16 protein-coding genes are annotated in these 12677 nt (G+C 35.8%); 9 read left to right on the top strand and 7 right to left on the bottom strand.

Features of this window, described 5'->3' with window-relative positions; all coding sequences use genetic code 11:
• Positions 1-94: 94 nt before the first annotated feature.
• From ftsY to MMY79_RS07690, 3 genes are all read right to left on the bottom strand, one after another.
• Entirely contained in the window at positions 95-1207 is a 1113-nt protein-coding gene (ftsY, locus tag MMY79_RS07700) for a signal recognition particle-docking protein FtsY (protein ID WP_252612780.1), read from the bottom strand.
• A 120-nt stretch (positions 1208-1327) separates the two neighbouring features.
• Positions 1328-1654 (bottom strand): hypothetical protein, encoded by a 327-nt coding sequence (locus MMY79_RS07695; RefSeq protein ID WP_252612779.1) that lies wholly within the window; start codon positions 1652-1654, stop codon positions 1328-1330.
• Between the two features lie 104 nt (positions 1655-1758).
• Positions 1759-2118 carry a hypothetical protein gene (locus MMY79_RS07690; RefSeq protein ID WP_252612778.1) on the bottom strand — a complete coding sequence of 120 codons (360 nt, stop codon included), beginning with the start codon at positions 2116-2118 and terminating at the stop codon, positions 1759-1761.
• 216 nt (positions 2119-2334) lie between these two features.
• Here MMY79_RS07690 and MMY79_RS07685 point away from each other — a divergent pair, with 216 nt between their 5' ends.
• From MMY79_RS07685 to MMY79_RS07675, 3 genes are all read left to right on the top strand, one after another.
• Complete coding sequence (locus tag MMY79_RS07685; protein ID WP_003652111.1) at positions 2335-2568, top strand: hypothetical protein; 234 nt, start codon at positions 2335-2337, stop codon at positions 2566-2568.
• Positions 2569-2984: 416 nt separating this feature from the next.
• Positions 2985-3359 (top strand): DUF2750 domain-containing protein, encoded by a 375-nt coding sequence (locus MMY79_RS07680; protein ID WP_252612777.1) that lies wholly within the window; start codon positions 2985-2987, stop codon positions 3357-3359.
• A 144-nt stretch (positions 3360-3503) separates the two neighbouring features.
• The gene (locus tag MMY79_RS07675) at positions 3504-3935 is read left to right on the top strand and encodes a CBS domain-containing protein (protein WP_252612776.1); all 432 of its coding nucleotides are present in this window, start codon (positions 3504-3506) and stop codon (positions 3933-3935) included.
• 53 nt (positions 3936-3988) lie between these two features.
• On the opposite strand, the gene MMY79_RS07670 is transcribed toward MMY79_RS07675, so the two are convergent.
• Positions 3989-5197 (bottom strand): aspartate aminotransferase family protein, encoded by a 1209-nt coding sequence (locus MMY79_RS07670; RefSeq protein WP_252612775.1) that lies wholly within the window; start codon positions 5195-5197, stop codon positions 3989-3991.
• Positions 5198-5424: 227 nt separating this feature from the next.
• On the opposite strand from MMY79_RS07670, the gene grxD reads away from it, so the two are divergent.
• Positions 5425-5766: a Grx4 family monothiol glutaredoxin gene (gene grxD, locus MMY79_RS07665; RefSeq protein ID WP_004643080.1), complete on the top strand. Its 342-nt coding sequence runs from the start codon at positions 5425-5427 to the stop codon at positions 5764-5766.
• Positions 5767-5813: 47 nt separating this feature from the next.
• Here the strand turns inward: grxD and MMY79_RS07660 are convergent, their stop codons facing one another.
• Entirely contained in the window at positions 5814-6137 is a 324-nt protein-coding gene (locus MMY79_RS07660; RefSeq protein WP_252613475.1) for a hypothetical protein, read from the bottom strand.
• A gap of 242 nt (positions 6138-6379) precedes the next feature.
• On the opposite strand from MMY79_RS07660, the gene MMY79_RS07655 reads away from it, so the two are divergent.
• On the top strand, positions 6380-7279 hold the full coding sequence (locus tag MMY79_RS07655; protein ID WP_252612774.1) for a LysR family transcriptional regulator: 900 nt from the start codon (positions 6380-6382) through the stop codon (positions 7277-7279).
• Positions 7280-7321: 42 nt separating this feature from the next.
• Here MMY79_RS07655 and map read toward each other — a convergent pair whose 3' ends face one another.
• Positions 7322-8116: a type I methionyl aminopeptidase gene (gene map / locus MMY79_RS07650; RefSeq protein ID WP_252612773.1), complete on the bottom strand. Its 795-nt coding sequence runs from the start codon at positions 8114-8116 to the stop codon at positions 7322-7324.
• Between the two features lie 353 nt (positions 8117-8469).
• Between map and brnQ the strand changes: the two genes are divergently transcribed.
• From brnQ to MMY79_RS07635, 3 genes are all read left to right on the top strand, one after another.
• A complete protein-coding gene (gene brnQ, locus MMY79_RS07645; protein WP_252612772.1) occupies positions 8470-9771 on the top strand; it encodes a branched-chain amino acid transport system II carrier protein in 1302 nt (433 codons plus the stop codon).
• 192 nt (positions 9772-9963) lie between these two features.
• On the top strand, positions 9964-10383 hold the full coding sequence (locus tag MMY79_RS07640) for a heme-binding protein (RefSeq protein ID WP_252612771.1): 420 nt from the start codon (positions 9964-9966) through the stop codon (positions 10381-10383).
• A gap of 266 nt (positions 10384-10649) precedes the next feature.
• The gene (locus MMY79_RS07635; protein ID WP_004643085.1) at positions 10650-10892 is read left to right on the top strand and encodes a hypothetical protein; all 243 of its coding nucleotides are present in this window, start codon (positions 10650-10652) and stop codon (positions 10890-10892) included.
• Positions 10893-10928: 36 nt separating this feature from the next.
• Here MMY79_RS07635 and MMY79_RS07630 read toward each other — a convergent pair whose 3' ends face one another.
• The gene (locus MMY79_RS07630) at positions 10929-11384 is read right to left on the bottom strand and encodes a hypothetical protein (RefSeq protein WP_252612770.1); all 456 of its coding nucleotides are present in this window, start codon (positions 11382-11384) and stop codon (positions 10929-10931) included.
• A 140-nt stretch (positions 11385-11524) separates the two neighbouring features.
• On the opposite strand from MMY79_RS07630, the gene MMY79_RS07625 reads away from it, so the two are divergent.
• A complete protein-coding gene (locus MMY79_RS07625) occupies positions 11525-12385 on the top strand; it encodes an alpha/beta fold hydrolase (RefSeq protein WP_252612769.1) in 861 nt (286 codons plus the stop codon).
• The last annotated feature ends 292 nt before the right edge of the window (positions 12386-12677 follow it).

Here is a 12677-nt window from a genome sequence, read left to right as displayed (position 1 = left end):
TGACAGTTCGTTTTATTTTCGCAACAATAAAATAAGATATACATATAAAAAAGCTCCACCATTTTAGTGAAGCTTTTTACCACTAACAACCGATTTACTTATCAGTTTCAAACAGTGCAGCAACAAATGATTTCGCCGAGAATGGTCTTAAATCATCAATTTTTTCACCAACACCAATAAAACGAATTGGCACATGGGTACGACTTGCAATATTAAAGAGCACACCACCTTTCGCAGTACCATCTAATTTGGTAATTGTAATACCAGTTAAACCCACAGCTTGGTCAAACTCTTGCACTTGGTTAATTGCGTTTTGCCCTGTACCCGCATCTACTACCAACATAATTTCATGAGGCGCAGTTGCATCAATTTTTTGCATCACACGTTTAACTTTTTTAAGTTCTTCCATCAAGTTGCTTTTATTATGTAAACGACCTGCTGTATCCGCAATTAATACGTCAATTCCTTTAGCACGAGCACTCTCAAAGGCATCAAAAATAACAGAGGCACTATCCGCTCCATGACCTTGAGCTACCACAGAGATATCGTTACGTTCGCCCCAGATCTGTAATTGTTCTGTCGCTGCGGCACGGAATGTATCTCCAGCAGCCAACATTACTTTTTTACCTTCACCCTGTAAACGTTTCGCTAATTTACCAATAGTTGTGGTTTTACCAACGCCATTTACCCCAACCATCAAAATAACAAAAGGCGATTTGTTAGGGTCAATATGCAAAGGCTTAACACGTGGAGCCAATAAAGCAACCAACTCTTCTTGCAACGCTTTATATAGAGAGTGGGAATAGATCAAATCACCACGAGCTGTACGCTCTGTTAAATTGGTAATGATCGTTTTAGTTGCTTCAACACCAATGTCTGCAACCAATAATTGTTCTTCGACTTCTTCAAGTAACTCATCGTCAATCTCCTTTCCACCGATCAAAATATTGACCATACCATCAGCGAAATTACGACGAGTTTTGGTTAAACCTTCTTTCATCCGGCCAAAAAAACCAGATTTTGGTTGTTCAACAGCGGTATCTGTAGAAGCCGATTCAACTTTGGCTACTTCAATATTTTCTTGTGATTTAACAGGAGATTCAACGATGGGAACATCGATAGCAGGTAAATTAGGTAATGTGACATCGTCATCACCGATCTCAGCATCTATCAAGAATTTATTTTGCATATTCGATTGTTGTTGCATGCCGATTCCTTGAAAAGCAGCGCGTTTAAAAAGAGAAAGTTTAGCATAAATTCAAAATTTTGCCTGCCACAATAGTGCTCAAAAAGCTTTGGAAACCAAGATTTAGCCTGATTACCCCCATTACTGAGTATCTTCCTGAGCAAGTGCTGGATATTGCTTAATATGAGCACCTTCAAATTGGTAAGCATGGATTAACTTTAAATACTCTGCCCGACGAATTTCTGACTGAGCTATAAGCAACTCAGCCATGTCTTGAGTTCTTGGATAAGTTGCCTGATGAGAAAGTTGTATAATTCGTTGATATTGATCCGGACTAATAGGCCGAAGTAATGCTAAATATGACAGCACAAAAATACAGCCAATGACAATAACCACAAATAGGTTAAAACATTGATCAACTTTTAACTCAGACTTTAATTTAAGAAAATTTTGTTTGAATATGAGCATGACCTACCTCGAATTAGTGTAGTGTAGGGTTCAATACTCATAAGTACAAGATCAAACATCCAGTAAGGTTAATATTCACACCTTACTGGATAGTATGACTATGCTTAACTTATTAGTGAACGAATGACGGAAAAGTATAAAATTGCTGCAATAATCACCAAGACTAAAAACATAGCAAAAATACTTAACCCTTCTTCTGCATCTGCTGGATGCAACTCGTCTTCATCGGCAATTTTTCGAAGCTCCCCATCATAAACTTGATAAAACCAGTTTTTTTGAACGGGTTCCAAATGCCCAGCAAAATCAAAAACCCTTTTACGTTGTGCTAGACAGTAATCCCCTAAATGGATTTCCTCATGAAAGATAGCTTCATCTAATAATTTACGGTGATAATGGGCCAGTTCTATGATTTGTTCCTCTTTAGGCGGAGTATCAAAAACAAAGCCATCGATTGTATTTGTCATATTTTATTCTCCTTGTCTTTTATTCTCATATTGATTTTAATCAAAATTATTTGTGAATAATGTTTAATCATGTATCCTAATAGTGAACTAAACGAAATGACAAATAGTTGACAAATCCATCAATTTGTAATATTAGTTTAATAATTCTAAGTTAAATTAATTTAAAGGCAGTGGCCTTTAGAAAAAAGTAATCATAATTACAATAAGGAGTTTTATATGATTCAACGTATCTCTCATCATGATTTAGAACATGTATACGCAACTGCAGTAAACACTATTCATTCTCAAATGAACTTCCAAGATGCAGTTACACAGTTAGAAGAAGTTGCTCGCGCTGGGCACGGGAAAGCTGCTCTATTCTTAGCAGAATTGTATTATCAAGGTTTCCGTGTTGAACGTGACTCGCTTAAAGCACAATATTGGCAAAAGTTAGCCACAATGCAAGCATAAAGAAACGTCACTTAGGTGGCGTTTTTTTATGCCTGTAAAAAAATATTTTATAAATATAATTCGCTACGCACTTCGTTTGTCTTGCGCTTCGCCAAAGCTTTAGTCGCTTTGTCTTGCTCAGGTGGTGTTTTTTTATGCCTGTAAAAAAATATTCTATAAATATAATTCGCTACGCACTTCGTTTGTCTTGCGCTTCGCCAAAGCTTTAATCGCTTTGTCATGCTCAGGTAGCGTTTTATACCTATAAAATCCAAAGTTATTAATTTATCTAAAGTTTGCCCCACCAATTAAGTCGTGGCTCAACAAGTAACTTTGCAGCTGTGAATATTTGTTTACGATTTGATACCTGTTTAAACTGAAATGTCATCTATTTTTTCTATAATAAGTAAGACAAGTTACGAACCATTAAATTGACAATGAATAGTTTAAGCAATCTACAACCGGTTTCAAAAGACTTGATGATTAAGATTTATATTTTAAGAACCATGATGTACTGCGGAGTTCTTTGGGGATTATTTCATGAAGGTTGGGCAATTAAATCAGATCATGAAGACTTTATTTTCCCTTTCTGGCTCAATGGATTGCAAGCTCACCGCTATGCCAAAGAACATTGGCCACATTACAAACCGAGAAGAATTACTCCTAAAGATTTTCACGAATCTTTATTACCAACCTTAACCCGCCTCAACGTTACGCCGGCATTATTTAATTCTTCTCATCGTAAGTTGAAGTTATCTACACAGCAAATGCATCATTTCTTTTTTAAACATCCGCACTGGCAAGGAGCCTAAAGTTTTCTTTAGGTTCTTAACCCTTATTAGAATGCTTTTTGAACGCTTGATTGTAAAACTTGTATTTGAATGACTACCAAGTCTTTGCATTTTTATAAAATCAGGCTAATTTAAAACAAAATGATAAAACACGGGACAGAAGAAATGACAATCGTTGCACAAGTAATCAAAAACAAATCAGAGCAAGATATTTTTACAATTTCTCCAGAAGCCACTGTCCTTGAAGCAATTAAGATCATGGCTGATAAAGGAATTGGTGCATTAGTTGTAGCCAAAGGTGAAAAAGTTGTCGGAATTTTATCTGAACGTGACTACACGCGAAAAGTGACGCTGATGGAACGTTCTTCATATAGCACTACAGTCGCTGAAATTATGACATCTAAAGTCCTTACAGTAAGCCTAAACAACACAGTTGAAGAGTGTTTACAGCTCATGACAGATCGCCACTTACGCCACTTACCTGTATTAGACAATGAAAAATTAGTTGGTTTTATCTCTATTGGTGATTTAGTAAAAGCAGCCATGGATGATCAGAAAAACTTAATTGAACAGTTAAAACAGTACATCTCTGGTTAATAATTTGAAATAAAAAATGGGCATATAAATGCCCATTTTTTAAATGCTAAAACTTAAAGATAATTATTAATCAAAGCGACTAAACGCTTTAACAAGTCATCAGCCTGTGCTTGAGTCATATTAATAGGTGGTAATAGGCGAACTACCGAACCTGCTGTAACGTTAATAATAAGCTTATGTTGATCACGAGCAATAGCAACAAGTTCAGCACAGTCTTTAGGCAATTGAATACCAATCATCATACCAAAACCACGCACTTGAACATTCTTGTCCGCTAACTGTGCACGAAGTTGATCAACAATATAACGTCCTACTACTGCCGCATTTTCTACAGCATTCTCTTTTTGGATTGTCTCGATTACTGTATAAACCACACGAGAACCTAATACAGTACCACCGTACGTAGAACCATGACTGCCAGGTCCTAATAAACCAACAGCTTTACCCTGTGTCATTACTGCTCCAACTGGAAAGCCATTTCCAAGTCCTTTTGCAGTCGTCAAGACATCAGGCACTATGTTGGTGTGCTGATATGCAAAATATTTACCAGTACGTCCATTACCTGTTTGAATTTCATCAAGCATCATTAACCAATTATGCTGATTACAAATATTACGGACTTCTTCAAGATAACTAAAGCCTTGAGGAGCAGTATTAATACCACCCTCACCTTGAATTGGCTCAATCAAAATTGCAACAATATCTGGATGTTGCAAAGCAGCTTCTTGAATTGCATTCACATCACCAAATGGCACACGAATAAAATCATTCACCAAAGGCGCAAATCCGTCTTGTACTTTTTTATTGCCCGTTGCTGAAAGTGTTGCCAAAGTACGACCATGAAATGATTGTTCTGCCACAATAATCTTTGGCAAACGTATGCCTTGTTGAGTACCAAATTTACGAGCAATCTTAATTGCACCTTCATTTGACTCAGCACCACTATTTGAAAAGAAGATTTCTTCCATGCCAGAAACTTCAGCAAGCTTCTGAGCCGCAGCAGTTTGCCAAGGAATTTCAAATAGATTACTTGTGTGCACAAGTGTTACAGCTTGTTCAGCAATTGCTTCTGCAATGACTGGATGCGCATGGCCTAAACCACATACAGCAATACCTGTTAAGGCATCTAGATATTCTGTACCATCTTCAGTATACAGATATGCCCCTCGGCCTCGTACAAAACTGATCGCTTGGCGACCATAAGTAGCCATTAAGTGTGATGGTTGATCAGGTTGTATTGGAGCTAGGGTAATATCAGTCATAACGAACTCTGTCTGTATGAGGTTTTAAGAAGGGTTTATATAAACAAAAACTGGCTCTGATGAAAAGTCTCATCAATCATTTATCTAAATTTTCGTCCGCTTTTCGCTATCACTTCGGTTTATACAATAAAATATTGAATATTCAATGCAACTTTAAGTATTCAGGTGGTTTGCAAAGCGACATAAACACCCCCTATAATGCTGCTAGATTAGTTGAGGATCTATTTATGACTGAACAAGCACGTGATACTGAAGCGTTAATCCGCGATCAAATTGCGAAGCATCCCGTTTTACTTTACATGAAAGGCACTCCACAGTTTCCACAATGTGGTTTCTCTGCACGTGCTGTAGAGGCGCTCAGTCAAATTGGTCGTCCATTTGCATATGTAAATATTCTGGAAAATCCTGATATTCGTGCAATCTTACCAGCAATTGCGAATTGGCCTACATTCCCGCAACTTTGGGTAAATGGCGAACTTATTGGCGGTAGCGATATCATGCTTGAAATGTTCCAAAATGGCGAATTAAAACCATTAGTTGAACAATATAGCGCTGCACCAGAAGCGTAAATAATAAAAAAGCCAATCAATAGATTGGCTTTTTTATGCTCTCAATTTTAAAGATCGCTTACCCCAACATAACGGAATAAACCTTCCACACCTAAATCAGATTTTAAAACAATCAAATTTTCATAAGCTGTTGTAGTCAAAGCTTCAAAAATATTCATATTTGGATCTTCGTGTAACTCATCCACGCTCTGGCTCATGCACTCTTCAAATCGATCTGCAACAAATTCAAAGCCCAAATCCATAGCAATAAATAAAGTGTGTTCGCATGGCTGAATATACTGTTCTTGCGCCCAGTCAATTATCGCTTGTTTGCAAAATGGACACTCAAGATTTGTAGAGGCATCGTTAAGTTCTATCAATTGATAAGGCATTAGATTTGAAAAGTAGAGAAAAATATAGTGTAGAAGAAAATGATGAACACTTCTATAGACAACGTCTAAAGTCACTTAAAATACACACATTAAAATTACAACGTAATTACAATATAATTTCAAAATTATTTATAGCAATGAGTAATGAATTTATCTCCTGCTTACAAAAAATTTAGTATAAGAATTATCGTTGCAAAAATAATAATGTAAAATCATGGTTGTTGCAGAAATAGGATATTTTAATGCTCACCGATCTTGATGATTTTTATTGTTTTGCTCTTGTTGTTGAGCATGGTGGCTTTAGTGCTGCTGAGCGTGTAACGGATATACCAAAATCAAAATTAAGTCGCCGCGTTTACAGCTTAGAGGAAAACTTGGGTGTTCGCTTAATCCAACGTAGCTCTCGTCATTTTGCTGTTACAGATATTGGGATGGATATTTATAGACATGCTCAAGTCATGATGAATGCGGCACAAGCTGCCCATGATTTGGTTGATCATTTAAGTATCCAACCTAGAGGTGTAGTAAAGGTTAGTGTTCCTGTTGATATTGCTCAAAATCAACTACCAAAAATCCTACCTGCTTTCTTAAAAAAATATCCAGAAATTCGTTTGCAACTGATGGTCAGTAACCGTCGAGTTGATGTTATTAATGAAGGGATTGATATCGCGTTACGAGTTCGCTCGAAACTGGATGACGACCCAAGTTTAGTTCTTAGACAGTTTGCGCTTATAGAACAAAGCCTATTCGCAAGTCAGGCCTACTTAAATGAGTTTGGAGATATAAAAAATCCTGAACAACTCAGTGAACACCGTATTTTAAGCTTGTCTGAAGAGCATCTTGATCAACAATTCATTTTACATGGACCTGACAATCAACAGAAGAAAATCAAAGTTAGCCCTATCGTAATGGGTACGAACATACATATGCTGGCTCAATTGGCGAGTCAAAACTGTGGTATCGCATTACTGCCAGAAACTGCAGCAGAAGATTTCTTGAAATCTGGTCAACTTATACAAATCCTACCAGACTGGAAAGCACCTCATGGAATATTACATGCCGTATATCCATCACGCCGAGGATTACTACCTGCTGTTCGAGTGTTTATTGATTATTTAGTAGAAAATCTTTCTGAGCGTTAAAATAAAAAAGTTCGATAAATTATCGAACTTTTTTTATATTTTTCAAATTGCAGGATAATTACCCACACCTTCAGGCCATGGGGTTAATAGTTCAAAACCAGTATCCGTTACTGCAACCATATGTTCCCATTGAGCAGATAATGAAAGATCTTGAGTAATGACAGTCCATCCATCATTTAACTCTTTTACTTGCGGTCTACCTGCATTCACCATTGGCTCAATGGTAAAGACCATTCCTTTCTTTAAGACCAACCCTTGCCCGCGCTGCCCATAGTGTAAAACATTAGGTTGTTCATGATAGACCTTACCAATCCCATGCCCACAATATTCTCGAACAATACTATATCCCTCTCGGTGAGCAACCGACTGAATAGCATAACCAATATCACCCAATGTAGCGCCTGGTTTAACAGCATGAATACCAGCAACCATCGCTTCATAAGTTGTATCAACTAATTTTTTCGCTTGCGGATTTACATTGCCCACAAAATACATGCGGCTCGTATCACCAAAATAACCGTCTTTAATAATTGCGACATCAATATTAATAATATCGCCATCTTTTAAAATTTTATTTGGCGATGGTATCCCATGGCAAACAACTTCATTGACTGAAGTGCATATCGTTTTTGTAAAACCGTGATATCCCACATTAGCAGGAATCACTTTTAAATTATTGACAATATAGTCATTACAGAGGTTATCTAAGTATTCGGTAGATACGCCCGGTTTAATATAGGCCTCTATCATTTCTAAAACTTGCGCCGCCAAGCGTCCAGAAACTCTTAATTTTTCCAGATCTTGTTCAGTTTTAATGGTAACAGTAGAAGCTCTCATTCAATTCTATCCTCGCAGACAAGAAACATGCCCTTCCCTACAAAACCCAAAGTAATTCAAAATATTTTAGGATGAATATAAGTCAGACCAAAAGCCTAAAATGTTTAAATATTCGACATTCAAAATAAAAATTTATGTTTTTATTCTTACATATTTTTTATAAAAAGTCAGAACTTAAAAAGAAGTTCTTTTATCCTTTTAATGGCTTTTCAAGTACATACTTTAACCAAACAAACGCTTATAACACTATATATCGTTTTAACCACCTGAAAAAAAGCTTTTTCACATAAATTAGCGCTTGATCATGATTACTTTTGCTCTAAAATTCCTTCTTTTTTTATTAAATTTAATTTATGCAACATCTTCGCACTGGAGATATTATTGCCTTAGGTTTTATGACCTTTGCCCTCTTTATTGGGGCCGGCAATATTATCTTTCCTCCCATCGTTGCTCAACAAGCTGGTGAGCATGTATGGTTAGCTGCACTAGGCTTTTTGATTACGGCTGTCGGCTTACCTGTAATTACCATCATGGCACTCTCTCGTATGCAGGGTTCCATTGAAATTATCAGCTCTCCCTTAGGTCGAGTAGCAAGTCTGATCCTAACAGTTGTTTGTTATTTATCAGTCGGCCCTCTATTTGCTACCCCACGTACAGCTACTGTTTCTTATGAAATTGGTTTTTCCTCTTATTTTGGAACCTCAAGTAGTAGTCTTTTAATCTATAGCGCAATTTATTTTTCATTTGTAACTATAGTTTCACTTTATCCAAACAAATTATTGGATACAGTAGGACATGTACTTGCCCCGCTAAAAATTATTGCTTTAGCAATTTTAGGTATTGCAGCAGTAATGATTCCTGCGGGTTACGTACCTGCCCCGATTAACCATTACGTTACATCTCCGGTTTCAGAGGGTTTCGTAAACGGTTATCTCACTATGGATACGTTAGGTGCACTAGTATTTGGTATCGTTATTATTCAAGCGATTTACTCTCGCGGCGTTACTGATAAAAAGTTAGTCACTAAATATGCAATTATTGCCAGTCTCATTTCAGGTGTTGGTCTTACTTTAGTTTATTTAAGCTTATTCAAATTAGGTTTAGGTAGCCATGAAGTAGCACCTAATGCAGCAAATGGCGCAGTAATTTTACATGCATATGTACAACATGCTTTTGGAAATATGGGTTCATTATTCTTAACTGGACTAATCTTTTTAGCATGTATGGTTACAGCGATTGGTCTAACTTGTGCATGTGGTGAGTACTTTGCCCAGTTAACTAAATTACCATATAAGCTTTTAGTCTTTATTTTAGTTGGTTTCTCTTTCATTATTTCGAATCTTGGCTTAACCAAACTGATTGCTATTTCAGTACCTGTCTTAAGTGCAATCTATCCACCCGCAATTGTGGTGATTATGCTGAGCTTCTTTTGGAAATTTTGGCATAAGCCTTCTTTTATTGTCGGTTCAGTAACGAGTATTGCTTTAATTTTCGGTATTATCGATGGTCTTAAAGTTGCAGGCTTCAGTGATTATTTACCTGAATTTCTTCAACATTTACCATTAAATGAACAAAACTTAGCTTGGTTGATCCCATCTTTAGTTGTTCTTGCAATTACCGTAATTATCGACAAAGTTAAATTTAAAAATATTTAATCTAGTGGCTTTTTTGAAATCGAGTTTTATCCAAACATGATTTTATATATTGAATAAAATGCTGTGTTTACCCAACCAGCATTTTATTTCCACACTAGTTTTTTAATGACAAATCAACAATAGAAATAATCATTTTTTACTGTAAAATTACACTAAAATAATTTTTAGCTTACTCAGGAAAGAAGAGCAACAATGAAAACTAAATATTACTTAACATTAGCAGACGCCGAGTTTTTAATGGAAGAAGCTCAAAAATATGCAATCGAACACAACTTTAAAGTCAGCATTGCGATTGTTGATGAAACAAGTTCCTTATTACTCATGAAACGTTTAGATGGCGCCTCTCCTTTAACTTCACACTTATGTTTAGAAAAAGCAAAGTGCTCTTCAATATCAGGTAGACCGTCAAAATTTTATGAAGAACTTCTGCAAAGTGGCCGTCTTGGTTTCTTAAGTATGCCTAGTGCTCAAGGAATGCTTGAAGGTGGAAAACCGATTATTCACGAAGGTGAAATTTTAGGTGCTATTGGTGTATCCGGTGTTCAATCTTTTGAAGATGCAGAAATTGCTCAACACGCGATCGATACCTTTTTTAAAAAGCAAAATAGCTAAAATAAATTGATAGGAAAGAGAAATTAATACACTTTTCACTTAAATAATTTCTCTTTCCTAAAAGAATAAGTATTTCATACAAAAATATTTAATATTTACTTTTTTAATACCTTAAACCTTTATAAACATAGAGTTTCTTATAAAACTGCTCAAAAAATTTTCTATTCGCTATTGAATTGAGTTGAAAATAGAAGTACAACATTAAGCTTAAAACTTATTCTTGACTAAAACATTAGGTTTTAGCGCAACCACAAGGAGGGATGGAGATGTTATCATTACATTTCAACAAACAAGTCTTCATTAACACTCTGAACAGCAAAGATTCAGTTGTTTATGGAGTAACGCCGCTTGCTCTTATGCTGACTTTACTGTTTCAAGGTATGATCAAAGGAAATCTAAAACCCGAATACTTTATGTATGCGATGGTGGTTTCTTTCATATTTTGCCTGTGGGCCTTTGTCGATCATAAGATGCGAAAACTAGCCAAACGACGTCTTAGTCAACAATAATTGTAAGATTAAAAATGGATGAGTAATCATCCATTTTTATATACCCAGAAATAAAAAAACTGTTCCAATAACTAAAATAGCTGTAGCTAATAATTCAGTAATAATTAATGCCACCATCATTAAAGACATTAACCACGAAGGTAAATTAAACCTACCCAACCGATGTGGAGTTTTGAATTGGTTTGTCGTGTCCTGCAAACATCCATGTATGATATAAACCAAGATTGAAAAGCTAAAAAAGAAGACATTTGCCAATACACACCACAAAGCAATATTTTCACTTAAAACAGTAAAATAACTCAACACAGCAAGAATTAGAGTAGCAGCGGCATAAAGCAAGCTACTGCGATGAGCGATATCAACATAATAGTAGGCACGATGTAACTCTGAACGGCGTATTTGCCAATATTTCCACACCCCTGTGAACATTCCTATCCATAAAAATATGCCACTAAACACAATCGCTAACTGTACAGCTTTCGGTAAATCCATCTTTTCCCAATTATTCGTTTTATTAAAATTTAATGAGCTGTATAGCATAAATTTTGACTTTATAGTCACACTTTAATCAAGTGTCGTTTTGGAACTCATGTAAATTAAAGTCATTAATAAGCTAATCATTAAGTAATATTATGGATAACACTTTTGAATCATTTTGGATAACTTGTGAAGACGGTTATCAACTTGCTGCACAATTTTATCCAACCGAATCAAAAAAGTCAGCAAATCCCGTTTTGATTTGTCCAGCCACAGGTATTACTAAAAACTTTTATCATCCCTTTGCTACATGGTTAAGCCAACAAGGTTATGAAGTATTAAGCTTTGACTTCCGTGGAATTGGAGATTCATTGCATGGGCCGTTAAAGCAAAGTGATGCAAGTATTAATGATTGGGGAACGCTTGATATTCCTTGTGCTATTGACGCCTTACTAGAAAAAACACAAGCAGAAAAAGTTACTATTCTTGGCCATAGTGCGGGTGGGCAACTGTTAGGAATTGTGCCAAATTTTCATAAAGTAGCAAAAGTTGTTGCAGTGGCAGGTTCTACTGGCCATGTAAAAGGGCTTAAAGGTAAAACTAAGTTTCTGGCCCCTGTCATGTTTAACGTTATTTTTCCAATTTCGAGTACCTTAAAAGGCTATGGTGCTACTCAATTTATTGGAATGGGTGAAAACTTGCCTAAGAAAGTTGCACAACAGTGGAGAGAGTTTTGTAGTCGCCCAGGTTATGTGAAAAATGCGATTGGTAAAACTATCTTTCATGACTTTCATACTGAAATTATTTGCCCTATTACTTCTATTTGGGCAAGTGACGATGAAATTGCAACTCAACACAACGTTGCAGATTTATTAAGTTTATATCCAAATGCACCTACTAAAATGCTAGAACTGAACCCGACAAAACTTGGCTATAAATCAATTGGGCACATGCTAATGTTTAAAAAATCACATCAAAAGCTGTGGTCACTTTTAGAGCAAGAAATTCAATATTAATGTAAATTTTATTATTTAGTTTTTGCCTCTATGCCCGTAATCCGGTGTAGAGGTTTTTTTTATTATTAACAGTCCCCTTTTTATAAAATCACTTTATTAAATTTATAGTTACCATAAGAAATTAAAATATATTAAGTCGTGATTCCTTTGTGTTTTTAATAAGCATTATTTACGTAAATACGTCGATATAACCTAAAAGTTCTGCTATGGTAATTTGTCTGAAGCTGTTGTTTAAAAACAGGTAAACCAACCTATTTTAATACAAACAGCTTCTTTTTTTCTGTTTTAGTTT

This window comes from Acinetobacter sp. XS-4 (genome assembly GCF_023920705.1).
Lineage (GTDB): Bacteria > Pseudomonadota > Gammaproteobacteria > Pseudomonadales > Moraxellaceae > Acinetobacter.
The sequence above is the reverse complement of the archived record's forward strand: the minus strand, read 5'-3'. Positions and strand labels throughout refer to the sequence as shown.

Coding starts and splice junctions, on each gene's coding strand:
- MMY79_RS07695 (WP_252612779.1), bottom strand. CDS start 1,654: ATGCTCATATTCAAACAAAATTTTCTTAAATTAAAGTCTGAGTTAAAA.
- MMY79_RS07625 (WP_252612769.1), top strand. CDS start 11,525: ATGGATAACACTTTTGAATCATTTTGGATAACTTGTGAAGACGGTTAT.
- MMY79_RS07660 (WP_252613475.1), bottom strand. CDS start 6,137: ATGCCTTATCAATTGATAGAACTTAACGATGCCTCTACAAATCTTGAG.
- grxD (WP_004643080.1), top strand. CDS start 5,425: ATGACTGAACAAGCACGTGATACTGAAGCGTTAATCCGCGATCAAATT.
- MMY79_RS07640 (WP_252612771.1), top strand. CDS start 9,964: ATGAAAACTAAATATTACTTAACATTAGCAGACGCCGAGTTTTTAATG.
- MMY79_RS07655 (WP_252612774.1), top strand. CDS start 6,380: ATGCTCACCGATCTTGATGATTTTTATTGTTTTGCTCTTGTTGTTGAG.
- MMY79_RS07635 (WP_004643085.1), top strand. CDS start 10,650: ATGTTATCATTACATTTCAACAAACAAGTCTTCATTAACACTCTGAAC.
- MMY79_RS07670 (WP_252612775.1), bottom strand. CDS start 5,197: ATGACTGATATTACCCTAGCTCCAATACAACCTGATCAACCATCACAC.
- MMY79_RS07690 (WP_252612778.1), bottom strand. CDS start 2,118: ATGACAAATACAATCGATGGCTTTGTTTTTGATACTCCGCCTAAAGAG.
- map (WP_252612773.1), bottom strand. CDS start 8,116: ATGAGAGCTTCTACTGTTACCATTAAAACTGAACAAGATCTGGAAAAA.
- MMY79_RS07680 (WP_252612777.1), top strand. CDS start 2,985: ATGAATAGTTTAAGCAATCTACAACCGGTTTCAAAAGACTTGATGATT.
- MMY79_RS07685 (WP_003652111.1), top strand. CDS start 2,335: ATGATTCAACGTATCTCTCATCATGATTTAGAACATGTATACGCAACT.
- brnQ (WP_252612772.1), top strand. CDS start 8,470: ATGCAACATCTTCGCACTGGAGATATTATTGCCTTAGGTTTTATGACC.
- ftsY (WP_252612780.1), bottom strand. CDS start 1,207: ATGCAACAACAATCGAATATGCAAAATAAATTCTTGATAGATGCTGAG.
- MMY79_RS07675 (WP_252612776.1), top strand. CDS start 3,504: ATGACAATCGTTGCACAAGTAATCAAAAACAAATCAGAGCAAGATATT.
- MMY79_RS07630 (WP_252612770.1), bottom strand. CDS start 11,384: ATGGATTTACCGAAAGCTGTACAGTTAGCGATTGTGTTTAGTGGCATA.